25 protein-coding genes and 3 pseudogenes are annotated in these 23893 nt (G+C 57.4%); 14 read left to right on the top strand and 14 right to left on the bottom strand.

All coding sequences use genetic code 11. From position 1 onward, the window contains the following. Positions 1 to 30 precede the first annotated feature (30 nt). Complete coding sequence (locus tag FJ948_RS20935) at positions 31 to 696, top strand: hypothetical protein (RefSeq protein ID WP_140707702.1); 666 nt, start codon at positions 31 to 33, stop codon at positions 694 to 696. Positions 697 to 737: 41 nt separating this feature from the next. On the opposite strand, the gene FJ948_RS20930 is transcribed toward FJ948_RS20935, so the two are convergent. Continuing rightward, positions 738 to 1487 carry an outer membrane beta-barrel protein gene (locus FJ948_RS20930; protein WP_181173746.1) on the bottom strand — a complete coding sequence of 250 codons (750 nt, stop codon included), beginning with the start codon at positions 1485 to 1487 and terminating at the stop codon, positions 738 to 740. A gap of 252 nt (positions 1488 to 1739) precedes the next feature. Further along, complete coding sequence (locus tag FJ948_RS20925) at positions 1740 to 1916, bottom strand: hypothetical protein (protein WP_246677570.1); 177 nt, start codon at positions 1914 to 1916, stop codon at positions 1740 to 1742. Positions 1917 to 2496: 580 nt separating this feature from the next. On the opposite strand from FJ948_RS20925, the pseudogene FJ948_RS20920 reads away from it, so the two are divergent. The 3 genes and pseudogenes from FJ948_RS20920 to FJ948_RS20910 all read left to right on the top strand — a co-directional run. Beyond that, positions 2497 to 2736, top strand: a pseudogene (locus FJ948_RS20920) (metalloregulator ArsR/SmtB family transcription factor); the annotation flags it as partial. Positions 2737 to 2800: 64 nt separating this feature from the next. Beyond that, positions 2801 to 2911, top strand: a complete 111-nt coding sequence (locus FJ948_RS20915) for a putative RiPP precursor (protein ID WP_140707696.1) — start codon at positions 2801 to 2803, stop codon at positions 2909 to 2911. A 439-nt stretch (positions 2912 to 3350) separates the two neighbouring features. Beyond that, the gene (locus FJ948_RS20910; protein ID WP_140707694.1) at positions 3351 to 3602 is read left to right on the top strand and encodes a hypothetical protein; all 252 of its coding nucleotides are present in this window, start codon (positions 3351 to 3353) and stop codon (positions 3600 to 3602) included. A 128-nt stretch (positions 3603 to 3730) separates the two neighbouring features. Here the strand turns inward: FJ948_RS20910 and FJ948_RS20905 are convergent, their stop codons facing one another. After that, positions 3731 to 4795 carry a pilus assembly protein TadG-related protein gene (locus FJ948_RS20905; RefSeq protein WP_140707692.1) on the bottom strand — a complete coding sequence of 355 codons (1065 nt, stop codon included), beginning with the start codon at positions 4793 to 4795 and terminating at the stop codon, positions 3731 to 3733. Between the two features lie 873 nt (positions 4796 to 5668). On the opposite strand from FJ948_RS20905, the gene FJ948_RS20900 reads away from it, so the two are divergent. The 5 genes and pseudogenes from FJ948_RS20900 to FJ948_RS30695 all read left to right on the top strand — a co-directional run bounded on the left by FJ948_RS20900 (position 5669) and on the right by FJ948_RS30695 (position 8297). Beyond that, a complete protein-coding gene (locus FJ948_RS20900) occupies positions 5669 to 5860 on the top strand; it encodes a hypothetical protein (protein ID WP_140707690.1) in 192 nt (63 codons plus the stop codon). 81 nt (positions 5861 to 5941) lie between these two features. Then, entirely contained in the window at positions 5942 to 6163 is a 222-nt protein-coding gene (locus tag FJ948_RS20895; protein ID WP_140707688.1) for a DUF768 domain-containing protein, read from the top strand. Between the two features lie 107 nt (positions 6164 to 6270). Continuing rightward, a complete protein-coding gene (locus tag FJ948_RS20890; protein ID WP_140707686.1) occupies positions 6271 to 6534 on the top strand; it encodes a hypothetical protein in 264 nt (87 codons plus the stop codon). Positions 6535 to 6851: 317 nt separating this feature from the next. Beyond that, positions 6852 to 7538, top strand: a pseudogene (locus FJ948_RS20885) (SOS response-associated peptidase); the annotation flags it as partial. A gap of 201 nt (positions 7539 to 7739) precedes the next feature. Continuing rightward, positions 7740 to 8297, top strand: coding sequence for a hypothetical protein (locus FJ948_RS30695; protein WP_246677569.1), 558 nt, complete (start codon positions 7740 to 7742; stop codon positions 8295 to 8297). 831 nt (positions 8298 to 9128) lie between these two features. Here FJ948_RS30695 and FJ948_RS31020 read toward each other — a convergent pair. The 4 genes and pseudogenes from FJ948_RS31020 to FJ948_RS20855 form a co-directional block, all read right to left on the bottom strand. Further along, positions 9129 to 9350, bottom strand: a pseudogene (locus FJ948_RS31020) (helix-turn-helix transcriptional regulator); the annotation flags it as partial. A gap of 565 nt (positions 9351 to 9915) precedes the next feature. Further along, positions 9916 to 10437, bottom strand: a complete 522-nt coding sequence (locus FJ948_RS20865; RefSeq protein WP_140707680.1) for a GNAT family N-acetyltransferase — start codon at positions 10435 to 10437, stop codon at positions 9916 to 9918. Continuing rightward, positions 10434 to 11744 carry an aminotransferase class I/II-fold pyridoxal phosphate-dependent enzyme gene (locus FJ948_RS20860; protein ID WP_140707678.1) on the bottom strand — a complete coding sequence of 437 codons (1311 nt, stop codon included), beginning with the start codon at positions 11742 to 11744 and terminating at the stop codon, positions 10434 to 10436. Before FJ948_RS20860 ends, FJ948_RS20865 begins: the two co-directional genes overlap by 4 nt. 181 nt (positions 11745 to 11925) lie before the next feature. Further along, complete coding sequence (locus FJ948_RS20855; RefSeq protein WP_140707676.1) at positions 11926 to 12660, bottom strand: response regulator transcription factor; 735 nt, start codon at positions 12658 to 12660, stop codon at positions 11926 to 11928. Between the two features lie 331 nt (positions 12661 to 12991). Between FJ948_RS20855 and FJ948_RS20850 the strand changes: the two genes are divergently transcribed. The 3 genes from FJ948_RS20850 (at position 12992) to FJ948_RS30325 (ending at position 14929) form a co-directional block, all read left to right on the top strand. Next, positions 12992 to 13903, top strand: a complete 912-nt coding sequence (locus FJ948_RS20850; RefSeq protein WP_140707890.1) for a nucleotidyltransferase and HEPN domain-containing protein — start codon at positions 12992 to 12994, stop codon at positions 13901 to 13903. A 182-nt stretch (positions 13904 to 14085) separates the two neighbouring features. Beyond that, positions 14086 to 14313: a hypothetical protein gene (locus tag FJ948_RS20845; protein ID WP_140707674.1), complete on the top strand. Its 228-nt coding sequence runs from the start codon at positions 14086 to 14088 to the stop codon at positions 14311 to 14313. A 436-nt stretch (positions 14314 to 14749) separates the two neighbouring features. Continuing rightward, positions 14750 to 14929: a hypothetical protein gene (locus FJ948_RS30325; RefSeq protein ID WP_181173745.1), complete on the top strand. Its 180-nt coding sequence runs from the start codon at positions 14750 to 14752 to the stop codon at positions 14927 to 14929. A gap of 48 nt (positions 14930 to 14977) precedes the next feature. Here FJ948_RS30325 and FJ948_RS20835 read toward each other — a convergent pair whose 3' ends face one another. Continuing rightward, complete coding sequence (locus FJ948_RS20835) at positions 14978 to 15310, bottom strand: metalloregulator ArsR/SmtB family transcription factor (RefSeq protein ID WP_140707670.1); 333 nt, start codon at positions 15308 to 15310, stop codon at positions 14978 to 14980. Between the two features lie 467 nt (positions 15311 to 15777). Continuing rightward, complete coding sequence (locus FJ948_RS30320; protein ID WP_181173744.1) at positions 15778 to 15969, bottom strand: hypothetical protein; 192 nt, start codon at positions 15967 to 15969, stop codon at positions 15778 to 15780. Between the two features lie 336 nt (positions 15970 to 16305). Between FJ948_RS30320 and FJ948_RS20825 the strand changes: the two genes are divergently transcribed. Continuing rightward, positions 16306 to 17451, top strand: a complete 1146-nt coding sequence (locus tag FJ948_RS20825; protein ID WP_140707666.1) for an acyltransferase — start codon at positions 16306 to 16308, stop codon at positions 17449 to 17451. A gap of 254 nt (positions 17452 to 17705) precedes the next feature. Here the strand turns inward: FJ948_RS20825 and FJ948_RS20820 are convergent, their stop codons facing one another. Beyond that, positions 17706 to 19061, bottom strand: coding sequence for a hypothetical protein (locus tag FJ948_RS20820; protein WP_140707664.1), 1356 nt, complete (start codon positions 19059 to 19061; stop codon positions 17706 to 17708). A 138-nt stretch (positions 19062 to 19199) separates the two neighbouring features. Then, complete coding sequence (locus tag FJ948_RS20815; RefSeq protein WP_140707662.1) at positions 19200 to 19676, bottom strand: hypothetical protein; 477 nt, start codon at positions 19674 to 19676, stop codon at positions 19200 to 19202. 504 nt (positions 19677 to 20180) lie between these two features. Here FJ948_RS20815 and FJ948_RS20810 point away from each other — a divergent pair. Beyond that, positions 20181 to 20702: a heme-degrading domain-containing protein gene (locus FJ948_RS20810; protein WP_140707888.1), complete on the top strand. Its 522-nt coding sequence runs from the start codon at positions 20181 to 20183 to the stop codon at positions 20700 to 20702. Positions 20703 to 20707: 5 nt separating this feature from the next. Here FJ948_RS20810 and FJ948_RS20805 read toward each other — a convergent pair whose 3' ends face one another. Genes FJ948_RS20805 through FJ948_RS20795 form a run of 3 tightly spaced genes read right to left on the bottom strand, consistent with a single transcriptional unit; the run spans position 20708 to position 23759 of the window. Continuing rightward, a complete protein-coding gene (locus FJ948_RS20805; protein WP_140707660.1) occupies positions 20708 to 21634 on the bottom strand; it encodes a glycosyltransferase in 927 nt (308 codons plus the stop codon). A 41-nt stretch (positions 21635 to 21675) separates the two neighbouring features. Next, positions 21676 to 22812: a glycosyltransferase gene (locus FJ948_RS20800; protein WP_140707659.1), complete on the bottom strand. Its 1137-nt coding sequence runs from the start codon at positions 22810 to 22812 to the stop codon at positions 21676 to 21678. Further along, entirely contained in the window at positions 22809 to 23759 is a 951-nt protein-coding gene (locus FJ948_RS20795) for an NAD-dependent epimerase/dehydratase family protein (RefSeq protein WP_140707657.1), read from the bottom strand. Before FJ948_RS20795 ends, FJ948_RS20800 begins: the two co-directional genes overlap by 4 nt. Positions 23760 to 23893 lie beyond the last annotated feature (134 nt).

Genomic DNA, 23893 nt, shown 5'->3' with positions numbered 1-23893 from the left:
GTAAGGGCATCGGGGCAGATGGCGGATGACATGAACAACGGCAACGAGCCGACGCGAACCTACGCGCCGACCGATTCCATAGCGGCGCTGAGCGAGCGGATCACGAACCTCAACCGTCGGCAGACCGACAGCGAGGCCGAAACCCGCACAGCTTTCCGATCGATGGAAAACATCATCGACAAGCTGGCCAGCGAGATGCGGTCCGGATTGGCGAACCTGTCGACCAATCTTGCTGAGCGCAACAAGCCGCAGTGGCAGGCCTTGGGCGTTGCGCTTACGTTCGCGGCAATACTCGGCGGCATGGCCTATTGGCCGATCCGGGAAAGTACCAACGACCTGAAGGCATCAGACGTCGAGACGGCGCGGATCATTCAGGCGCTTGCCAGCGAGACCAACAAGTCGATCCAAGCGCTTGCGTCCAGCACAGTGAGCAGGCAGGAGATGGACTGGCGCGCGCAACGTGGAGCGGAAGACCGCGTCAGGATGGAAGCGGCTATCGCCGATCTTCGCGGCGGCACGGTTACACGTTCGGAATGGATGGAGCGTAGCAGGGCCATTGATCAGCAAGGCGCTGAATTCAGCCGGCGCCTTGATGAACTTCGGCAGGACTTCGGCGCCGTCTACGGTACGCGCGACGTGATCCAAGACATGAAGCGGGAGATTGACGAATTGCGAAGAAAGGTGCCGGCGACCTAAGCGTCAGGAGAGATCATCGCTCTCCTGACGCGGATTGAAGACTACTGGCCCATTCCGAACTTGTAGGTCAGCCTGGCCATCACGGCATCGACCTTGGCTTCTGTGCGATAGGTCTCAGGATTAGCGCCGAGGCTGCCGTCATCGAACACATTGTTCCCTGTGCTCGTCTTGTGACCGAGGTCTATGTGCGTATAGTCCACGCCGAGCGATAGGTTGTTGGAAAGGGCATAGTCGATGCCGGCGCCGATTGCATAGCCGTTCTGCCACTCATTCTTCTCGTAGGTCACAAGAGCTTCGTTATCTCGTGCCCGGAAATCCACCTTGCCGCCGGCATAACCCGCCTTGGCGTAGATCAGCACACGATCGAAGGCGTAGCCGAGGCGGCCAACCACCGTCGCGTAGTTGGATATTTTGGCGGTCTCGGTATCGCTGTCTGGAAAGTAGGGGCTGGTGATGGTCTTGCGGATGCCCGTTGCCGTCCATGTCGCTTCGCCGCCCAGAACAAATTGGCCCCACTGCCATTGCGCGCCCGCATGAATACCACCGGCCACGCCGCCCTTATTGAAGTCAAAACCCTCGGTGCCCGCAGGGACTGAATCGGTGAAAAAGCCGCCGAGGGGCTCCGTCACGTCCGTCGCCGTAATGTCACCATTGGCAAAACCGACATGGCCGCCAACATAGAAGCCACTCCAGTCGTAGGTGGACCCGGCAATCGGTTCCACCATATCGGCCGCTGAGGCGGTGCTTGCCGACAGGGCGGCAACAGCCAGAACTGCAAAGAATTTGTACACGTATTTTCTCCCGACCCGGATAATCCCTCACATATTATATTAGACGAAACGGTATTAAAAGAGTGCGATGTTTTTGCAACTACTTTGATTTTTGCATGGACCAAGATCCGTCTCTGACTGTACCAGACTGGCCATGACGCGAGGGCGAAGTGGCGCGGGCCAAATCGCTCGGAACCATTTCGTTTTGACACTGCCGTTGGCATGCTCGGGCGTCATCGACCGTGCATACAAGCAAGGCCCGCCACTGCTTCCTCAGTGGCGGGCTTTTTTGTTGCTTTCAAGTTGAGGACGCGACTGGCGGTTGGCTTCGTCGAGGATGCGCTGGGCCTCTTCTCGGGTGAGGCCGCACTTGCGGGCAAAGTAATCCGCCTCCGTCGTAATCTCACGATCGGCGACAGGTTCGGTGATTGGTTTATGCTTCTTTCTCACGGCTCGAATCATAGCACAAAGCGAGCAACCGACCTACTCGCCACCCGTTGACCTATGCTGGTTGATCCAACCAAGCGAACCGTGACAAATTCGCTTAGCGCGATAGTGCCGCGCTTGTGATTGGTATCATAAATCACCGTCGCGCATGGTGGCCTCGGGTCAATCGTGGCCTACGGATCGTTAGAGCCATGCTAGAGGACCCAATTCGAATTTACCAGTTTTGGGATAAGAACCCATTGGCAATGCCATGGATGGAGCAATTCCTTCCAACAAATCGTTTGTGGCAAGACGTTATTGTCACTTTAATCGGTATATTTGTTGTTTGGTGTATCGGCTTGTTGCTATTGTCCTTCGTTCTTCCACAAAATGTAGTAACTGGCATAATCTGCGTATTGCCCGCCGGGTATCTCTTGGGGAGTTTCAATAATAGAATGTCACGTGCGCAGCGAAAATTCTTACAGGCTGTGAGAGATGAGGGAAGAAATAGGGCGGTGTGAGTTGCCTGCCTTATCGGCCTTTGCGTTTTTGAGAGGTAGCCGTCAACCCCAGAGCGTGGGTCTGTCAAATATATAATCGCCTTTTGCTGGATGGCGAGATTTCAGTAAACGCTCTGTCGGAGAAGCTGGGTTTCACCTAAACTCAGTCGGCACTCTCTCAGCACCTGGCCAAGCTACGGAGAGCCGGACTGGTGGACACTCGGCGGGACGGCCATTCGATATACTACTCGTGCAATTCGTCCGCCGTGCGCCAGTTGTTCAGGTTCTTGGAGGAAACATTTGGCGAAGTCAGATCGGAGCGGCAAGGAGCGCGGGCTTCTTGATGCCTTGACAAGAAACTCCAAGTGACGGCAGTTTCCGCCCATTGAGGGCTAACGGGGAAGACCTATGAAGAAGACCTATGAGAAGCCAGCGCTGATCAAGCGCGAACGACTTTCGTTTGTGACGGCCGGTCCCGGCCCATCGGTACCGCCGCCGCCGCCTGAAGTGCTCGACTGATCTATTTGACAACTAGCCAAGTTAACGATCAAGCCCGCCGCTCACGCCGGCGGGCTTTTTGCGTTGTCCGGATCGGAACAATCGAGATTCACATCTGTTAGACCGCTTATGGAAAAGGCCGAGCCCGAACCAATACCGGAAAGCATTCTCCTGGCCGCCGCACGCTTGCAGGCGGCTCTCCAGAGACAATCCGGCGACCAAACTAAACGAAGTGTTGGAGGCCGACGCAGTGCCTGAGAGCTACCGCGCCGGCCGGGCGACCCACAGGTCCGCCGCGCGGGTCACAAGATAGTATGAGGGCCGCGCCGTCAACGTGATGGCTGTCGATTCGCTATCTGCCTCAACACGGCGTACAGTGCCTTGGTCGTCTGTGACGGTTTCCGGCAATCGGACGCTTGGAAGTGAACATCATGCTTTCGCCCAATTGGGAGACGGGAGCTTGAGCACCACCATCCAAGATCATTTTTCCAAAACCGTTTGTTATTATGAGAAAGCGTTGTCGATCCAAGACAGGATCGTTGAGCATGAGCGGGAAAAGGGTCGGCCCGTGGAGCAGGACGAGCTCCTACTTGAGAGCATGCGAGAGAGCTTGAAAGTCGCGCTCAAAGCTCTCCGACGGGTCGACGGCAAAAATCATTTCTGCTGGGGAAATTCGGATCAGTTCTTCATGAACTTGACAGCGACGCCGTGAGCGCGCCGCCGCCCGCTTCGTTCGGCGCTCACCGGTTTGTGATTGAAGACCGACCCCTCCTAGCGGGCCTTAGCGATTGGAGAACACGGTCACCACATCCAATGTCCCGCTTGTGGGGATCGTCCACGTCACTGCGTCAGTGCGGTCTCGGAGGGCCGCTTGTTGTAGTCGCATTTACCGGTGACGTTGTAGAAGAAGTCGGCGTTGCTGACTGGGGCGGGAACCGAGTTGCCGCCGTCTTCCCAGGCCTGATAGGCCGTCGCGCCGCAAGGCACGACGCTGAAGATGTCAACGGGTTGACCGGTGGCGGTCTCGGTCAGGCTGTTCGCGCTCAACCCGCTATAGAGCCGGTTGGACGTCGCGGGGTCGTTGGAGATCAGCTTTTTCGGGTTACCCGACGGCACATCCATCTGCAAATAGAGCCCCCCCATCTGGCTGACGTCGATCGCCGCGCCGGCGCTGTTGGCGGGATACATTGTGTCGACACAGTAATATTTTGTGCCGCTCGCATCGGTCTTGAGGGTCACGCCCGTTGGCGGGTTGTTGCCGACGGTGCAGACTTGAGTCTGGACAAGCGTGGTGACGGTCCTGCCGGCTGAATTCGTGCTCAAAACGTTGACGTTGGTGGTGCCGTAGCCCTTCGGGTCTTTGGTGTTGCCATAGACATAGTCGATCGTCATCAGCGGCTTGGCCACGGTCGCTCCGAACTGCGTGCCGTAGAGCGTCATCGTCTTGTTCCAGTAACCCGACACACCGGTAACCTTAAATGTGGCCGCAACCAGCGCCGGCGGCTTGCTGACCGCCGCGGCGACGGCGATTGGTACGGTGTCGATCCTGGCAATCGACATGAAAACGGTCGGCATGGAGAAACTTGCCGTGGCCTGCGCCGTGGTGGCGGTGGTGGTGTTGCCAGCCACGAAGTCAGTCAGCGTGGCGGTGCCCTGCCCGCCATTGGCGGCGAAGGAATCCTGGAGCAGCCCCTGGCGTTGCGCCAGCGTCGACGTGGTGTCCATGGTGGTGATCGTCAGGATCGCGGCATCCAGCGCCTGCTGCTGGTTGGACTTGGTCTGAACCGCGCCGGTATAGTCGACCGAGAAGCCAATGACCGCGATCAACGGCATCAGGCTCACCAGGAAGAGCGGCATCATCGACCCGCTGCGGGAGCGGGCAAAGCCGCGCAAAACGCTGAACATTTCAAACCCCGACAGACATTAGCGAGCCTGCAATTACCACGCAGCGGCAAACCAATGTCTAATGTGATCGATCAAAGTTTATGCTTTCATTTCCGCGCGGTCCGTTTTTTTCGATTATTTTGCCGATTTCACCCTCCGCTGGTACGGCCGGAAGCTCTTCGTCGATCACGATCGCAGGCTCGACCGGCTAACCGAAAGATCTGCCGTCAACCGCCCGCTGGCTCACGCCCGGCGGGCTTTGTTATTTGCGTTTAGGGAATCACCTTGGCCCCAGGCTGTGGCTTCATCGAAGCGTGACCCGGTTCTTCATGTCAGAACACCTGGCGGAAATCGCGCTGATCAACCCGCTGACCGCATGCCGGGCAATTGTAGAAATGATCTTGCTCGTCTGCGAGTTCGGCCCCGTGCACCTTGCCACGAATCGGCGGACCGAAGTCGGCGCTTTCGCTCCATGCCAGGAAATCAGGCCGTTGGTCAGGTCCAACCATGCTGTATCCATATACGATGGACTCCTCCTCATCGAGCACTCGGAACCAATGATGCTGCAAACCCCTGGCGACACAGGCTGACCGGCCAACGTCTCTGCGGCCTCCCTTGGATTGGTCTCCACAACGTCGCCAGACAACACGACTGTGTCGCCGTAGATCTCTTCGACCCGGTATTTCGGCACTGTGCGCTCCCGAACCACTCCGAGCGCAACGTTGATCCCCTTGCTTCGTTGCACGATGCGCGTGATGAGATGCCCGCTCGCAACATTTGGTGACTCGCTTTCTGTCTGGGCCGGGTCTACCCTAACCTGATCGTTGGCAACTGAACGGGCGCCGGCGGCTGGGAGTGAACATAGATGCTTTGGCCCCGAGCGGGAGCAGAGCTATGGCCGAGACCACAACTCATCAAAATTTGGCGTCTATAGCCTTGGTAGAAGCAGCGGGCGAGTGGTTCGTGCGTGTCGTCGAGGCTGACGGCGAGGTGAACACACGTTCCTTTGACCACAAGGACCATGCCGTCTCCTTTGCGGAAGGCCAGCGCGCGCGACTCGGAATCGAGGCCTTCGAACGGCTTTAGTGTTCCCCGCCTATCAAGTTGCGCGGGGCTTGCACACCAAGCATCAGCGGAACCTAATATCCTCGGGCGGCTTCTATGGGAATGAGCACGCGCGGCGTCAATTTCCTCGACAAGTGGCTAAGCAGTAATGTGTCTGGCGTGGCCAGTTCAGACGTGCTCTCCGTCGCCGAGGCGATCCAGAAGCTTTTTGCCGACGCAAAGGCAATCGGGATCAGCAGCACCGAGATCGAGGAGGAGACTGGCAGCGTCTATGAAGCGGTGTTCGATGCCATAGTGCACCATGACGCTGGTCTTCTGGACTGAGGAATTCGCAGGTCGACACGCGGGGCGCGCTCTCGCTTCTCTCTGTACCAATCAGTACGCGTAAGCGCAGGTGAGGAACAAACGCGACGCACCTATATTCGAGGGGCATGGCGCTCTATTATTTCGACCTGAACGACAACGGAACTCTATACCCGGACACCGAAGGTACCGACCTTCCGAGCCTGGAAGCCGCTGAAGATGAGGCATCACGGGCGCTGATAGAAATCGCAAGGGGCCGGATGCCGGACGGCACTTTCGCAGAGGTCGCCCTGCATGTCCATGATGGTTCGAGCAAGCCTATTTTTGCGGCAAAGATCACGTTCGAGCTAGTTCGCGACGGACACGCTAGCGATGGAACCGTGGGAACCTGACGATTACTTCAATGTGAGTGCGCGCCTCTATCAGGAACGGGCGGCGGCACATGTTGAGAACTTGCGCATCGAGATCGAAGAGGCGCGCCGCGTTATCGATGCATCTCGGAAGCTGCTAGATCGGCTGGCCGCCAAGCAAAGCCTTACCCGCCTATAGGGCCTGGCCAACACGTTCGCGCGTTGAACGTCAACTTCACCGCCGCCGACGCCAAACCAATGCCATGCGACCTCGAACGGGCCGCCGCAATGATGTCAGCTTGACTCGTTCCAATGCGTTCCCATTTTGGTCTTCCTTGACGTAATTGGCCGGTTCCAACATGTGCGGACGCGTTTTCCTAAAAACCACAATTCCCGACATGGTGCGCCGGTTCGAGTTCGCTCATCCGGGCGAAGTTGAACGACTGGGCAACAGCTTTCCCCTTTGGAATGGCGCTCCGAGCCTGACCTATCCAATCATCATCCGCGAAGAACTGTCGACCAGCGTGGCCGGCTTTGTGTCGGCACGTTGGGGCTTGGTACCGGGCTGGGCGCGCGGCGGTGGCGGTCGGCCGCCGCCCGTCAATGCGCGCTGCGAAACCATCGCCAGCAATGGCATGTTCCGCAAGGCCTATGCGTCCCGGCGCTGCCTGGTGCCTGTCGACGGGTATTTCGAATGGCAGAAGCTCGATTCCTCGGGGAAGAAGAAGCAGCCCTACGCCATCGCTACGAAAGACGATCAGCCCTTCGCCATGGCAGGCCTCTGGGAGGAGTATGCCGACGAGGTGACGGGCGAGCTGATCCGAATCTTCGCCATCGTTACCTGCGAGCCAAACTCGCTGATGGCGACCATCCACGGCCGCATGCCCGTCATCCTGGCGCCGGCGGATTACATGCGCTGGCTTGGGCCGGAACCCGATCCTCGCGACCTGACGAAGCCGTTCCCCTCGGATCTGATGAAGATGTGGCCCATCGGCAGCATGGTCGGATCGCCGCGGAACAACACTCCCGACATCATCGACGAGATCGGCCGGGGTCCGAGCGACCTGTTTGAGGTCCAGATAAAACTTCCCCGTCAACCAACCACCGGCAGTGACGCTGCGGCTAACCATCAGTGCTGTTGCTGCCGGCCTTCCAGGCGAGCGGCCTCCTTCAGATCAATGTCGATCTGGTCGCGTATCGCGTCAGCGAGCGACAACTGCAATTCGAGGTTATCGGGATAGTAGGCCTTGATCCAGGCGGCCGTCATTTGCGCGATAGCCATCTTCTGGCTGACGTCGGAGAGACCGCGCATTGGCTTTGCCATCTTCAAGACCGCACGATGGATTGCAGGCAGTTCGCGTCTGACGGTGGCAAAAATCTCAGGTTGCTCAGATTCAGTCGCACGGAGCGGTTTCATTGGAATGTCTCCATTTTTGCCGACAGTGAACGAAATGAGAACAAAAGAGTCAATCCCCCTTGACCGAACAGGAATATGTTCCTCATTTTGGGGTATGTCGCACGATCCGATAGACACGCTGGGCAAGGCAACCCGGCACAACATGCTGGTGAAGGTGGAGTGCAGTTGCGGCAATGTCCGCTACTGCCGGTCCGCCGATCTCATGATGGTCTATGGCGGCGGGGTCGACCCGCTTAAGCTGAAATTCGATTGCAGCCGATGCAAGCCGTCGATCAAGATCACGCTGCTCGAAGTCCATCCCGAGCACCTTCCCAAGAACTTGATGATCCACAAGCCGACGAAGGTGGGAGACAAGATCACCTGGTACACTGAACGGTTCAAAGGGTAGCCGCCACACGTGGATTAGCGGGCATTCACTGCGGGATTAGCGGGCACGTCCCCAGCCGGCGGCAAAGAGCTTTTCAATACTTCGCTATTTCGACGGGCTGGCAATGTAGGCCCGCTCACGATCATCTTGGCCGTCGACCACGATCGTCGCCGGCATACGGCCCTAACGGTGAGCCGACAGTCCTAGGATCGCCGGATGAGAGTGATTGTGTCGCTTTCCAGGAGTTCCGTCATGCGCGTCTTGTCCCCGATCCAATCGTAGTCCTGATCGCAATTGAAATGCGGGACCCCAGAACGTCGATTTGCCTATCCGAATTTGCGTGCCGTCGACCACGATTCATGTTGCCGTCGCACGTACGCCATGGAGCATCAAAAGTTCTCGTCTCCGTCCGCAGTCAAACTGTCCTGATGTCGATAAGTATGGTGCGAAGTTATTCCTGATCGGTGGTCAGAGAATGCGTCAATAGCGCGGCGGTCCGTCTTGTCGACCAGGGCGTCTTTCCTGGGAAAACCCCTGGTCATCCGCAGGCGCCTCAAGGCGCGTCCCGCGAAGTCCTCTTCGGCCAAGATCAGGGGGTGGTTATCCATCCCGCTGCGACCGGCATCAATCGCCGCAGCAGCCCGCAGCAGCCCGCAGCAGAATGACCGCCTGATGAGCATCAAAGGCACCGGCGAGCGCGGCATCGCTTTCGTAGTTGGTCCGATCCATGTCGTCCAACACGTTGGTGGAAAGCTGGACAGTATGCGTGTTGCCTCGATAGGCGATGCGCATCTGGACGCGGCGGTCGAAACGAGAGACGCGCCGGGCCTCGAGCCTGGGTACCGCCAACCGCAAGCGCACGCCGGCGCCTCCACCATTTTCAGGGATGAACTCGACGCCAGCAACTTCGAGCGTCGATCGCAAATCCGAGAGAGTGCGAGCATACGGAGTTCGATTGTCCGCTTCGAAGTTGGCAATCGTGGCTTTTGCCACCTGAGAGGAGTCGGCAAGCTGGTCCTGCGACCATCCGATGAGAGCGCGAGCCGCGCGGCATCGGGCGGGAGAGATCGACAATCTAATACAACCCTATTCCAAAAGTGTTGACTTTGATTAGCCTTATCGTCTGTTCGAATGAAGCCAGCCCGACGCTCACAATGCTACTGTGCCGTAAGCTGGCGACGAACCCAACTCGGTGGTGTCGCCACCAGCCAGGGTCGGCAATGAGTCCCCTCAACCCCGCCGGGCCTCCTATTGTGCCGATATGCTGAGTAGGTCGTACATGTCAAAGGCCCCGGTGCAGGCCAAAGCGCCGGGCTTTGTTCGTTCCTATATCCGGGTCATCGTATGCAATCCTAGCCGTATCCGCTGGCCTTCCGCGAAAGACAAAGCGAACGATTCCAGGTCAAATGATCGGGTAAGTTCTTGGTCGTTTTCCGTGACGCGGACGAACCACTCGCCACAGGCTTCCGCCAGCTCGACACGGGCCGACACGTTTCGGAACGGAACCACGTTATCCATCGCATGCCTCCCCAGAGAGCAAGGGTAACGTCGGGTTTTATAAGACCACCGAAATCCTTAGATCAAGTGGGATTCTGCGTCCACCTACCGCAGACAGGGACAAAAGCCTCAACAGGTTTCGTCAAGCCCGAGCGTCCTGCGCATCAAGCTCGAAGCAGACATAGTTGACATCGCGATGACGCCTCATGCCGCGCTGCGTGAAGCCAAGTTTGCGGAGCACGTTTTGCGACCGGAGATTTGCCGGCCTGACCAGCCCGACCAGCCTGCCACAACCAAGCCTGGTGAAAGCGTCTTCAACGATCAAGCGGGCTGACTCGGTGGCCAGCCCGCGTCCGGAGCCGCGTTGAGAAAAACTGTAGCCCAATTCCACGGCGTCGTCCGAGAGGCTTCGCAGACCACAGCGCCCGGCGAAGAGCAGATCCCCATTCGGCTGCTTTTCGAAAACGGCAAAGAAGGTAAATCCGAGGTCCCTCGCCTCTCGCAGATAAAGGTCGAGCCGTTCGTCCGACTGGTTGCGGCTCATCGGCTGCCCGTCCGTCGTCAACCTCACAACCAGCGGATCCCGATGAAGCTGAAACAAGGCGTCGGCGTCCGATCTTTGAAGGGGACGCAGGAAGACGCGATCGGTTTCCAGGACCATCATTGGCTTTTCCTGCGGTGTCCTGCCGGTGGCGCTGGCGTCAGGTTCTCTTTGGCGGCTTCGTCGGTCGGAACGATCGCCGCGAGTGCCCGGCACAGGTTCTCGATGTTTTCGGGCTCGTGTCCGGCGGTCGGACAGATGCGCAGACCTGCTCGCCCTCTTTGGACAGTGGGGAAGAAGACCGCCGACAGGTAGAATCCGCAGTCCAGGATGGCGTGCGCCGCGCCGATTGCTGCGAGCTCGTCCCCAATGGTGACCATGCGTATGGGCAGCCTGCTCTGGGCATGGCTCGTCTCGCACAGCCCGTCGAACTGGCGCAACCGGTCCTGGAGCGCCGCCTGCCGGCGGTGCAGTTCCGGGGTACGATGCAGGCTGGCCGACGCCAGGGCCGCGCCGATCGCAGCCACATTCGGCGATGCCGAGAAGGCATGCGCCACCGCGAAGTTGCGAAACAGGTCCTCCTGTCGTTGGGTGCCCAGCATGATCAGGCCACCGGACGCCCCGAACCCCTTGCCGAGCGAGGCCGCGACGATGGTGCGCTCGCCGAGCTCGCCCGGGATCTGCGAGCGGGCGTAACCTTCGCCATTGCGGCCGAAGATCGAAATGCCATGGGCATCGTCGATGTACAGGAAAAGCCCATAGCGCTGCTGCAGGGAAAGCAGGTCCGCGATCGGCGCGCCACCACCCATGGAATAGATACCATCGCAGATGTAGGCTACGGGACGCTGCCCGCGGCAGATGGTCTCCAATGCCTCCAGATCGTTATGGGCGATGGTGACGACTTCGGTTTCCTCGCCGATCGTGCCTTTGTGAAAGGCCAACGAGGCGTGCGCCAGTTTGTCAAAGACCATGACCGGCTTTTTGCCGTTGGTAAGATGGCCGGATGCCAGGATCGGCAACGCGCCCATGTTGGCGGCCAGGACCGTCGTGTAAGCGATGACGCGAGCCGAGAAAAGATCGGAAAGGCTGCCTTCAAGATCGCCGATCAGACCGAAATTGAGGCGGGTGCGGGCGCACGACCAATGCAGCGTGCCATAGCGCTCGACGGCCTCAATCGCACCGCGCACGATGTCTGGATGGTTGTCGAGGCCGAGATAGGCACACCGGACGAAATCGACGACCCGCCGCTCCTCGTCCTTCCCGGTGCTGATGGCCACGGCCCTTCCGGCGAGGGGGCGCGCGTAGACCGCCATCAATCCTTCGAGGCGCGCAGCGGCGAAATGACCTCCGGCCTTGTCGATCAACCCTTGGGTGTTTCGGCGAACACGCTTGCTCCTCTTGGCACCGACATCTCCGTGTTGCGTGACCATCGACTTCCTCCAGCGTTCGAGGCAACGACACATCGAACGAGGAGGCAAGCTCATGAACGAGATCCGAGCACCTGCCTCCTCAGCTGGAATAGTCGGTCCGGACTTCGGGAAATTCCACAAAGCCGGCAACAAGTTTGCGACAAGATTTTATGACGTTTCAGCGAAGCCACATGATCGAACGCTAGGAGTTTGCCGGCTCAACGCCTCCGTTGAGACCGTAGCCTGCACCGCGCACCGTGCGGATGAGATTGCGCCCGGTCACCTTGCGCAAGGCGTCGCGCAAGCGACCCACATGCACGTCGACGGTGCGGGGTTCGACGTAAATGTTCGGCGCCCACGCGGCCCGAATGAGCTCTTCGCGACTGAAGATCCGGCCGGGCTGATGCAGCATCATTGCCAGAAGCTTGAACTGTATCGCGCCCACGACAATGTCTTTGCCGTCGTACTGGACCTGATGACGCTGCGCGGAGAGCGTCAGCTTTCCCCAGGACAGCATGCGTTCATCGACCTCCGGCGCGGCTGCCGGCTCCTCGCCAGTTTCAGACAGAAGGCGCAGCGCGCGCAGGATTTGCGCCGGCGGATGAGGCGACACGAAGATGTGGTCGATGCCGGCCTTGAGAAGTTCAAGGTAGAGAATTTCGCTGCCCGCCGGCACCAGGGCGACAAGCGGGACATGCTGCTCCCGGCTTGCCTTGCAGACACGATCAATGGCATCGGATCCAAACGAGGCTCGATCATCGCAATCGAGCAGGACGGCCGTGAAGCTCCGTTGCTGCAACAGTTCCAGCGCCTTGGCGCAATCGCTGGCTGGCACGCAGGCAAAGCCTTCAACGTCGAGGATGTAGCTGATAAGCAGATAGTAGCCGGCGTCGGCGGAACAAACCAGAATGGAAGGCCTCATCCAGATCAGACCCACAGTTGATGAGACACCTCGAACTTATGTTCGAGACATCGCACTGATGTTGCAACAAGGCCAAGGAAACTGCCCTAGTAAAATTAGATGTAGCTACTAAAGAGCGGGGGCAAGTATTTCCGTGGCGGGGCGTTTTTATACACTTTGACGCAACGTCCCGTTTGACGTTGCGATTATGTTGCAACATAATCATTCGATCTGTTCATGACAAGCAGGAGTTGTGGATGACGCTCAACTGAGCGATGCAGACGGCCTATGCGGCATCCGCGAATTTTGGCGCTGGCGTAGTCTGTCGCTTTCGGAGAGATTGTGGAAAACAATGCATTATCCAATGATGAAATCCAGTCTTGACCACCTACCCTCGACCAAGCAGCGCGAGCTTGCCCGCATCATCGAGATTCTGCTCGAGGAACTCGATGATGCCTTGAAAGGCAGTTCGGCCGAATTCAAGAAAATGGGCAGGATCCTGAAAATCATCCTGTTCGGCTCCTACGCCCGTGGTGACTGGGTCGACGAGCCGCACACGATGAAAGGCTACCGATCAGATTTCGACATTCTGGTGATCGTCAACAACCGCAAGCTGACCGACTTTGCGACCTATTGGTACAAGGCCAGTGACAGGCTGCTGCGCGACCGCGGTGTTTCCACCCAGGTGGGCCTGATCGTTCACTCTCGTCGTGAGGTGAACACCGCGCTTCGGCAGGGGCAGTATTTCTTCTCCGACATACGGCGCGAAGGGATTGTTCTGTATGAGCTTGACGACGAGCCGCTGGCGGAACCCAAGCTACAGAGCCCGGCCGATGCCCTGAAGTTGGCACGGAAGCATTTTCAGAATCGGCTTCCATTCGCGAGATACGAGTTGAAGCTATTTGCGACAGCGGTTGATGATGGCCAACTGAATCACGCGGCATTTCAATTACACCAAGCGATTGAGCACGCATATTCTGCACTGCTACTGACTCTCACAAGCTATAGCCCTCCATCGCATAACTTGAATTTTCTACGAACGCTGTCCGAGGGGCGCGACCGGCGGTTGACCGAAGCCTGGCCGCGCGACCAGCAGCGCTTTCGGGCCTGGTTCAACACATTGAACGAGGCCTATGTGAAGGCGCGCTATTCCGAACACTACGAGATCAGCGTTGAAGCACTGGAATGGCTCGGAGAACGGACCGCAGCCCTGCATAATCTCGTGGGGACTATCTGCAGCGAACATATCGAGACGCTGGCCCGGGAGGTTCCTGCCTGAGCGCGGCAGGTTGCGCCAACGGAGTGTAGGAAGGAGCGGATTTGACGGCAGAATGATGGCGATGTGTGCCAGGGACGACACGGCAAAGTCGAGACGCTCCGTCTCGATCGTGGCTCACGTAGAGTTCGAACGTCCGGCCATTCTTCAAACCCTGCGTCGGACATTCACGCGGGAACATTGTCATGACCAATCGAAAAGGAAAGAGTGATTCAAACGTCGGTACCAAAGTAACCGATGCCCCCTCCTGTACCGGCGACCAGCACCACGCTGCGGCCCTCACCGCAGCCTGGCATGCCCTGTCGGCACGCTGCGACGGCCGCCAAGATGACTATCAGTTCTGGTTTCGGGTTTTCGAGGGTCATGTGCCAAAGTTGCGTGCCCGTTCTCTCCGCCAGAAACATTCCGAATAATGTAATATTTCAAAGGTTTAGAGGAACCGACAGCGCCTCAAAGCTAAAACATGCCTGATCTGTGGAACAAGCCGCTACGAATCCACTTGGTCCGCCAACCATCCCGAGGCAAACACATTCGCCACATATAATCAGCCAATGCGTTAGACATATGTCAGCAGCGAAACGCCAGTTGCAGGGACCGAAGACGTCAGCTGACACCGAACAGCCCGCTGAGCCGCGCCATCCTACTTTGCGGAAGTGGGACAATTTAACTTTTCTATAATCTACATTGTGGAACTGCTATTAAGGAGCGCGATCATATCAGCCATGGCGTCTCACCTTACAAGCGAAAGCTCCGACATCGCTCCCCAGCGCCTCCTGCCTTTATGCTTGGCGACGACAACGGTTTGTACGCTTTCGAACACAGATAAGCGAGTCATTTCAGAAGATGCTCATGGACAGCAAACAACCCGCCGGCCGGAGCCAGCGGGCATTACATCGGCCGAACGATCAGGTGAGCGGCGGCGGCGGCAGGATTATTGAAGCGCTCGAACCGGCTGTCACCGACGACAGTCGCTCGCGCTTGATCAATGTCGGCGTTTGGTATGTCTTCTTCATAGGTCTTCCCCGTTAGCCCTCAATGGGCAGAAACTGCCGTCTCTTGGAGATTGTTGTGAAGGCATCAAGAAGCCCGCGCTCGTCGCCGGTCCGATCTGACTTCGCCAAACGTCTCCTCCAAGAAGGTGAACAACCGGCGCACGGCGGACGAATCGCACGAGCAGTATATCGAATGGCCGTCCCGCCGAGTGTCCACCAGTCCGGCTCTCCGTAGCTTGGCCAGGTGCTGAGAGAGTGCCGACTGAGTGTAGGGGAAACCCAGCTTCTCCGACAGAGCGTTTACCGAAATCTCGCCATCCAGCAAAATGGCTAAAATCAGTAGCCTGGTTGGGTTGCCGACGGCTTCGAGGAATTTCCGCGATTTTACCGACCTGCCCTTGGATGTGTTCGAAACCATTTGGTTGATCTCGCGCCGCCGCCCGGGAGCTTAACCATATGCCACCGATCTAGTCCATCGGCCCGGTGCCTTGGCGCAGTTGGTTCCACAAAAGCCCGCACTCTTTGGGGAGAGCGGCAGTAAGACAGGAATGCTGGGATCAACCAGCATAGGTGAACGGGTGGCCAATAGGTCGGTTGCTCGCATTATGCTATGATTCGAGCCGTGGGAAAGAAGCAAAAACCAATCACCGAACCTGTCGCCGATCGTGGGATTACGACCGAGGCTGATTACTATGCCCGCAAGTTTGGCCTCACCCGGGAAGAGGCTCAGCGCATTCTTGATGAGGCCAGTCGCGGACCAAGCTCCGACCGCAAAAAAGCCCGCCACCGGAGAGGTCTTGGTAGCGAGCAAGTTTGGAGTGACAAGAGGTCAACGACCGGTGGCCGAGTTGGTTGCGAGCCGACGGACGATCTATTGCGGACGGATCACTTTCCCCTCGCCACTTCCTTGGCCAGGTCGCCGATCTCGCGGCGCAGCTCGGCAATCTCATCGACCGCACGATTGGCAACTTCGATGAAGCGATATCCGACCTGTCGCTGTTTCTCGGCGTCAACACGATGGGCGATGGCTTCCAAGGTGTAGCCCTCGATCGCGGCGGCGAGCGCCTTGACTGGCAATGTCGATCTTCCAGCGCTACTCTGTCCGTGACCGCCACCCCACGGCTTCGCGTATATCCAGAAGGAATGTTTGCGTCAGGAGGGCCGAGAAGGCGCCTGATCGGAGCAGCGCCGCGGCAAAGGCGATCTTCTTGACCATATGAGCGAACGCTTGTTGATGGCGCTGGTTCAGGACTAAGGGGAGGCCCAATTTCAAAATCCGGCAGCGGCCTCCTGGCCTTTGGGTTGCTCGGCCCGACCGGGGCGCGCTGCTAGTGTGAACAAGGTAGATTTTGCGTTGACCTCTCACGAGGAAGATGCGCGGGTGGTAACGACCGAAAACGGTGGCGAAACCACATGGGTTCAATATTCATACAATTGGGAGTGATCGCGGCGGTCTACGGTGTGGCGATCTTTTGGACGCGCCTAGCAGAAGCCATTGCCGGGAGCGACCAGGATATCGGACGCGATGAATGCCTCAACGGGCTGAGAGGCACGGCCGCTGTCGCGGTGGTTGCTTGTCACATAAATCAGTATATGTGCGCGTTTATTGGCGTTTCCAATCCCTTCGTAGGTGATCATCTCGGAATCCTAGCCGTTCAACTTTTCTTCTGTCTCACGGCCTATCTTTTTACGGATAAGGCTTTGAAAGGGTCGATCGATCCAGCCCACTTTTTTGCAAACCGCGTGCGCCGAATACTACCATTATACATTTTTGCGGTTGTCGCGGCCTTGGCGATCGCGCTCTGCTATTCGTGGCCCGCCGTCATGCCAATACGCCAAACATTGAACGAGTCCTTGGATGTGGTGACTTTCGGACTATGGAAAACCGATCAGTTGTGGTTCCGCGGCATAAACATGCTCTCCTTAATCGGAGTAGCCTGGACGCTCAGCTACGAGTGGGCCTTTTATGTGTTGCTCGTGCCAGGGAACTTCCTCTGGCGCTGTGGCATTGTGGTGCGGGTTTGCATAGCTGCCATCGTGGGCGCCATCCTTATCCGTGACTTTTACCTCTCCAGCGAGCAGGTGATCTGGCCCTTCTTTCTGCCCGGAGTGGCTGCCGCCTTTTCCAAGTATCTGCTGCCAGAACGGCTCGGGCGCGTTTATCTTTCGCTCGCCCTACCGTCGGTGTTTCTCGTCATTTGGCTTCCGGGGTTCTGGACACCAGTGAAACTCGCGTTGGTGACGCCCGTTTTCTTTGCTGTGACGTTCGGTAAACCCAGGTGGTTAGGCTGGCCACCGCTCCAGACACTTGGTGTAATAAGCTATAGCATTTACCTGATTCAGTATCTGGTCCTGTATCCTAGCGTTCAGATGATCTACACATCTCCTGGGCTGGCCAGTGTAGGCTCTCGCCTCTGGATGGGCGCCCTGATTGCTTCGATGACAATCGTCCTAGCCTCCCTTACTTACAGGTTTGTTGAACGTCCATGGGTCGCAAGGTCGGCTCTGGCGCGCGTAGCGTCCGCCAGCGCTTACTCCCCCAGTTCTTCGTCTGCTTAGGCCATATTCGAGGATGGTTCGTCGGCCACCCAAGCGCGCTGAGTGCTGAACGGATCGGCTTGTCACTTGGTCCATCTCCAGCTAATATTCCCTAGGGTGTGGGAAATGATCTGGGTCATTCTAGGCGTTGTGGTTGCCGTTGGGGGATTGGCAGTTAGCCTTGCAGGCTTAAGCCAAATAGGGGACGAGCCGGGCGCTCATCGGTTTACCAAGCACCGGCGTAACGTTAAATAGCCATCCTTCCGACGGCAAACTCACGGGTTCTGTTTGGCCCCCGTTGGGGCGGATGTAGGCAGAATTGCCAAGACCGTAGCGTCCACATCGAACCTGTCTCGAACTCGCTTAGCGAAGAAGAAAACCTGCAAAACGTTGCACGTTGCTACCGCGGCAGCTAGCCAGGGAGGGCCTCCCATCACGATACCGGCGCAGCACAAAAGGACCGTAGCAACACCTGTGGCAAGCGTAATACGAAACGCCGCTTTTTCATCTCCTAACACCATCAGCAAGATACCCGACGAACCACCGAGTACATGCCCAAGTTGGCCGGCTCCTAAGATCAGCGCCAACCAAAAAGAGTTTTCGTAACGAGGGTTCCAGAGATGGACCAGCGTATACCCTAGAGTCGCAAGACCGACATACATCAAGAACGTGAGCACAGTAGCGATCGAAACCAAAGTCCGAAGCGCCTTCTGAAGTCCCGCTCGGTCGGCAAGCGTCCAGAGGTGTACCGCTGATGGAGCGAACGCAGAATTTGCGATACTCAGCGGCATTATCAGTACGGTGGCAACGCGCAAAGCGATGCCGTACTGCGCAATTTCCTGCAAACTGCTAAAAAGCGTCAGCAGAATCATGTCCACCTGAGAAAGACCAAACAAGACTAAGGTTGTTGCTAGGTTGGGTAGAGTTCGGCGAATGATTGCTCGAGGGCCAATAGGTTCCTTTGTCGATTCACTCCAGCGTCGGCAAGACGAGGAGAGAATGATGGCCCCAACCACCGCAGCGATCGCATACCCAGCAAAACTGCAGAACAGCACCTGATGCAAATTTGCTTGAATTCGAGCGGTCAGGGCGAAAGTCAAAAAGAGAGCGACTACTGTGCTCGGAAACGCCATCAAAAACGCCGAACTCCTGACGGAATGAATTGCTCTGAGCAACTCTACTTGAACGGCCGCCAGGGCGGCGCAGGGGATTTGCAGGGCGACTATAGCTAGCACGCCGCTCCACGCTGTGGCACTGTCCCCAATTTCGATCCACCGGTCTGCGAGCCAAAACACGCAGCCTACAATGAAGCCAAAACCGCCCACAATGGCTTGTATCCTCACGATGACGTCGCGTGCACGTCCGAAATCACCTTGTGCTACAGCGGCGGAAACGAGCGCAGGCGATGTGAATGTAAGACCCATCATCGCAAGGATGGCGAACCCAGACGTAAGGATCTGGGCGATGAAGTAGATGCCCACCCGGTCTTGGAGCAGGGCCAGTGGGAGAAGAAGCGAGCTGCCGAGCCCTGCTGCCAGGATGGCGATGCGACCAGCAGCAGCGGCTCCGCTGGCTTTTCCTAGGGAAGGGAGCGTTGCTCTCCTCAGCGCGCTAGAAATCGATTTGCTCATCGGCGGACGATCATACAGCCAACTGGCCGGTGCCGGATCGCATGAAGGCTTGCGAAAGTACAAGCTGAGCCACGATCGAGAACCGAGGCTCGAATGCTAAGCATACCTGACACCGTGGGAACCGGGTTTGAAAAGCGATCATTCAATAAAATGCTTTGCCCATTCTGTATCGGCAAAACGCTCCTTCAGGTCGAAATAATTTTCAATGATCTCGGATTGTGTACCGGACCGCTGTCTCTTGAACGGACTGTGGAGGGGAATTGAGGGTAATTCAAGGAACTCCAGCGAGCGAGACACACCTGGGCCGCCGACCAATTCCTCATAGGTAACATGTAGGTTTGGGAGAGTCTCTGTCATGGCCGAGAGCTCCGCGTCCCATCTCGTCCAATTTCTGAATGCATCCTCGATATCCCCGGGCTCCGCGCTGAAGCGGGTCACCGTCGTCGAACCGCGATCCGATCTCCAGGCATCGTTAAGTGTTGCAAGTCTGAAAGAAATGAACTGATCCAATAGATTGTCGCGCGAAAGGCGAATTATCCTATATTGGAAAGCCTTGAATGCATCGATAGCGCCGGGGTGTTCAATCAACGAGAGATAAGGCATCTTGAAGCCCACCGCTTTGCTGTTTTTCTTATGCAGTTTTTTTAGGAGGTAACTTCCGACAGTGCTGTGTCGAGAGTTTCTGAACGATATCGTCCTCCTCCTGATCACGTCTGCGAGCAAGCGAGCTGTTGGCGAAAACAACTCACCTTCACACGTCGCGTCTGGATGAGAGTTCAACAAGCCTTGGAGGTAGCTGGACCCCTGCCTGCCTACGAAAACTATTGCAAAAAATGTTCGGTTGCCCATTGACCTGTGACTTCGCGACCTGTGCGGCTGGAGTAACAAACTCTATCAATCCCATTTGGGATTTGACAGGCCTTTGCGGCAGTCATACCCAAGCTTGGCTCTTGCTCACGGCTCCAAGCTTTTAGGAGAGCGGGTGGAAAGAGTGGCTCGACAAGACGTTGCAAGCCTAGCAGTCTGGTCCATTGTCATAGCTAAACGGATCACGGTCCCATAGAGCCGGATCCGGGGTGGAAGCGTCTAAAATCACGAGTGCATTTAGGGAGGCATAAAATTCCGGTTACAGGGGCGGCAGCTGCAAGGCAAACAGAGGATTTAAGGCGAACTATTGAGCAAGAAGCGGCTTTGGTTTTCACCGGCTTCGACGAACAGTCTGCGTTCGAGATCGGCTGCGCCATCCGTTCTAGTGCTCTTATTTGGGCGCACAGCCTCGTGATCGACATCCGTCTGTGGGACCGGCAGCTATTTCACGCTGCTCTCGCAGGCGCAACGGCGGCCACTGCGGAATCGGCACGGCGTAAGCTCAACTCCGTGAGGATGTTTCAGAAAAGCAGCTATAGACTCGCTCTTGAGCAGCAACGTGAGGATAGGACCTTTCCGCCGGGATATGGGCTCAACCCAGCAGACTACGTCTTAGCTGGGGGAGCGTTTCCCATTCGGGTCCAGGGAGTGGGCGTGATCGGTGCGGTTAGCATTTCGGGCCTGAGCCAACGCTCCGATCACCACTGCGCGGCCGCAGCGCTTTGCGAACACCTTGGCAAAGGCAACGAACTGCTGTTCCTCGATCCGGACTAAAAAACTCATCGTGGCCCGGGCATATTGAATATGCTTCTAGCTATCAGGACGGTATGTTTTAGCGCTTTGAGTGAGGTCAACGTCGGCGGATGCAAGGCGGCTGCGGTGAGCCGGCGCATCGCAACAACGGTTCGGCCGGAACGTCCGTGAATCGCAGCCGAAAGTAGGCTGGCATTTGCCCGAGTTTCGCGCTCCCACTTACGAACGTCATCCGGCAGATCCTGCCGCGCAAAGAACGATTCAACCATTCGCTGCGGCTCCTCGCCTCGTTCGTATGGAACAGCCCTGTAGGTCGTGGATCCGCTGTGCATCCGAAACTCCGCCAGCACCTCCGGAAGATGGTAGAAATTCCCCTCCAACCCCATCCGAAGAAAGAAATCGAGATCAGGAATTTGCCGCAGATCCGAACACCAGCTGCCAGCCCTTTCGTATGCGCAGCGCCGAAAGAGCGCGCCAGGTCCTGGCAAACAATGAAGATTGGCGTAGAGAGCGCGGCGGGAATAGTCCGGCGCTCGAAGCGTCGACCGGAGGACCGAGTGCTCATCTATGATGTAGAAGTCGGGATAAACTAGAACGACTTCCGGACGGGCCATTAGCTCCTCGACGCATCGCCGGATAGCGGTAGGACGGAGACGGTCGTCGGCGCTGATATAGCCAAGCACTGCCCCTGTGCTCACTGCCCAACCGGCCGTCATAGCCACACTCTGACCAGCGTTGGCTTGCCGGTGCAGTTTGACTTTACCGCCGAAGCTGGCAGCAATCTCGCCAGTCCCATCGGTGGACCCATCATCCACCACAGTGATCTCCAAATCTTGATAGTCCTGAGCCAGCAGGCTTCCGATCGTCTCCCCTATATATTCGGCCGCGTTGAAGGCGGGCACCACCAAAGAAACCCGCGGCAGGCCAGCCAATTTCTTTCCTAAGGTGTTCATTGTCAGATGCTGCTCTTCGATGCTTCTCCCGTGAGGCTCGCCTATCGGGAAGGATCCCTAGTCCGCTGAGTCGCGACCATGCTGTTGAAGTGTGAAACTAAGCCATCCACGATCGAGGGCCATGTAAACTTTCCGCGAACGTAGGTCTGAAGAGCTTTCCCCTTGGCAGCCAGCGATTGCCGTTCTGCAAGCAGCGTCCTGAGGCCACTGCGTAGCCCCTCCACGGTCGCGGGAACAACAAGTCCGCCGCCGATCCTTTCAACATCGTCGAACCCGCACTGATCAGTCAGCAACACTGGCGTTCCAGCAACGCCAGCTTCCAAGGCGACAAGCGACATAGCCTCGGCTCGTGATGGGACGGCAAGAAACAGAGCTTGTTCATACGCGCTGCTCCGCTCTCGTTCCCCCAGATGACCCGTAAAGACCACGCGATGACCCAGTTGCCTTTTTGTGACGAACTTTTCCAAAATGGAGCGCATCCCGAAGTCAGGTCCTGCGACGACCAACTGCAGATCCGGGAATTCGCCGGCAACGTCAGCGAATGCTTCCACGAGTAGGTCGGGACCCTTGACCTCAGCAAGGCGTCCCACAAACAGGACGTAAGGCACATCCGATTCAATGTGATCAGAGATGATCTCGACGTGTTCCTCCACCCCATTGGGGACGACTACGACACGCCCTGCCGGAAGCCGAAACCGCTCTAGGATTTGACGTTGTTCAAGTGGAGTAACCCCGATCAGCAAGCTTGCATTGCGAATGACACGTTTGCCCAGAAGAAAATGGAAAAGACGCGCGCTCGGCCGCGGGCGATTGAGCCCCACGAACTCGCCAGCGGCGCTGAATGCGTAAGGTTTGCCCAGCCAAGACGCGAGCAACGCTGTGGCGACCGAAAGAAGATTCCAGTAGCCCAAGATGTGGATCACGTCAGCCCTGCGCACGCTTTGGGCAAGTCGGAACGGATTGATAAACGGCACCGTAAAGCGGAGGCGAAAGAAGCCCGTTGCGTACACATACACTCCGCACTGGCGTAGTTTCTGAGCCAGTTCGCCGTCCTCTATCGTCGCGATTTCACATTGATGGCCTTTCGACACCAGATGAGCCGCAAGGCGCCGTGTTCGTTCGGCAGTACCACCCCCCTTTTTGGCATCGAGAGATACAGTGGTCAGGAGGGTGTTCATTCACCGTACCTCCCGATCGTCGCGGCCAGCTGTACGGCGTATTTCTCCAGCCGATCGGGAAACGCCTCAGAAGGTAGCCCTAGTTCAGCGGCCCTTTCGTGAGAGAAACGCCGGTCGATGCTCTGGCTCGGCAATCCTCTTAAACGAAGCAAGAATTTTAGCAGCGACTTAGGTGCCGTGCCGCCAAGACCTTGTATGCTCCGACTGAACGCGGCAGCAAGGCGGTCCTGAACAAAGGCGAAATTGTTATTCGGGTCGTGGTCATCCGTCACAAGCACCAGTTGGGAGCCGAGAGGCTTGCGATGGAGCGCTAGGTGGACGAGTGACCCTACAGCAGCCTCAACGCTGACAAGATGCATTCGCCTAGCTCCGTACAGCGAACGACGGAGTGCGATCTTCCACGATGGCGCGTGCCTCATCTCCTCCGCCAAGCTGACGAGATTGCGGCCGCCTGGCCCAAACACAGCACCAAATCGCAACACGATCGTTTCGGGAAACGAACCTCTTATCAGCGATTCCACGGCAAGATGTTCGCGCTCGTAAGCTGCGACTGGCTGCGGCCGCGTGTCCTCGCGAACGTACCGTTCTTCAACGCCGGAATAGACGTCGATGCTGCTAGCGTGGATGCAGCGAGTGATTCCGGATTCCTGAAAACTAGGCCGCAGCTTTTCCACCACGCCCCGGTACCAACCGCTGCCGTCCGGTCGCAGCAAATTGATTAAGACGTCATGCCCGCGAAGAGCATCCAGCACTTGAGCTGGATCATTGAGATCGACGTTCTGGATCTCTGTCTCGCCTGAATTGAGCCATCGTGGATGCGACCTATGCAGGAGATAACGGCTCGGCCGAGCCGAGGCATTCGCCCAACCCCTGGCAAAGGCTTGGCCGACGAAACCAGTCCCTCCGAGCACGACAGTGCGTAGCTCTCGGAAATGCTCGTCTGGCATCGATGGGTTCTTTGGTTTAGCAGCGAGTGGCACTATGATGGGAAGATCAGCGAACCAAGCCGATTCGCGATCAATTCCTATAACACGAGGCTCATCCCTCGCGCAACGAAGAGCCGGCAGGTTAACTGGGGAAT

Source organism: Mesorhizobium sp. B2-3-12 (assembly GCF_006442205.1).
Lineage (GTDB): Bacteria > Pseudomonadota > Alphaproteobacteria > Rhizobiales > Rhizobiaceae > Mesorhizobium.
Note: the sequence above shows the minus strand (reverse complement) of the source record. Positions and strands in the feature narration are given on the sequence as shown.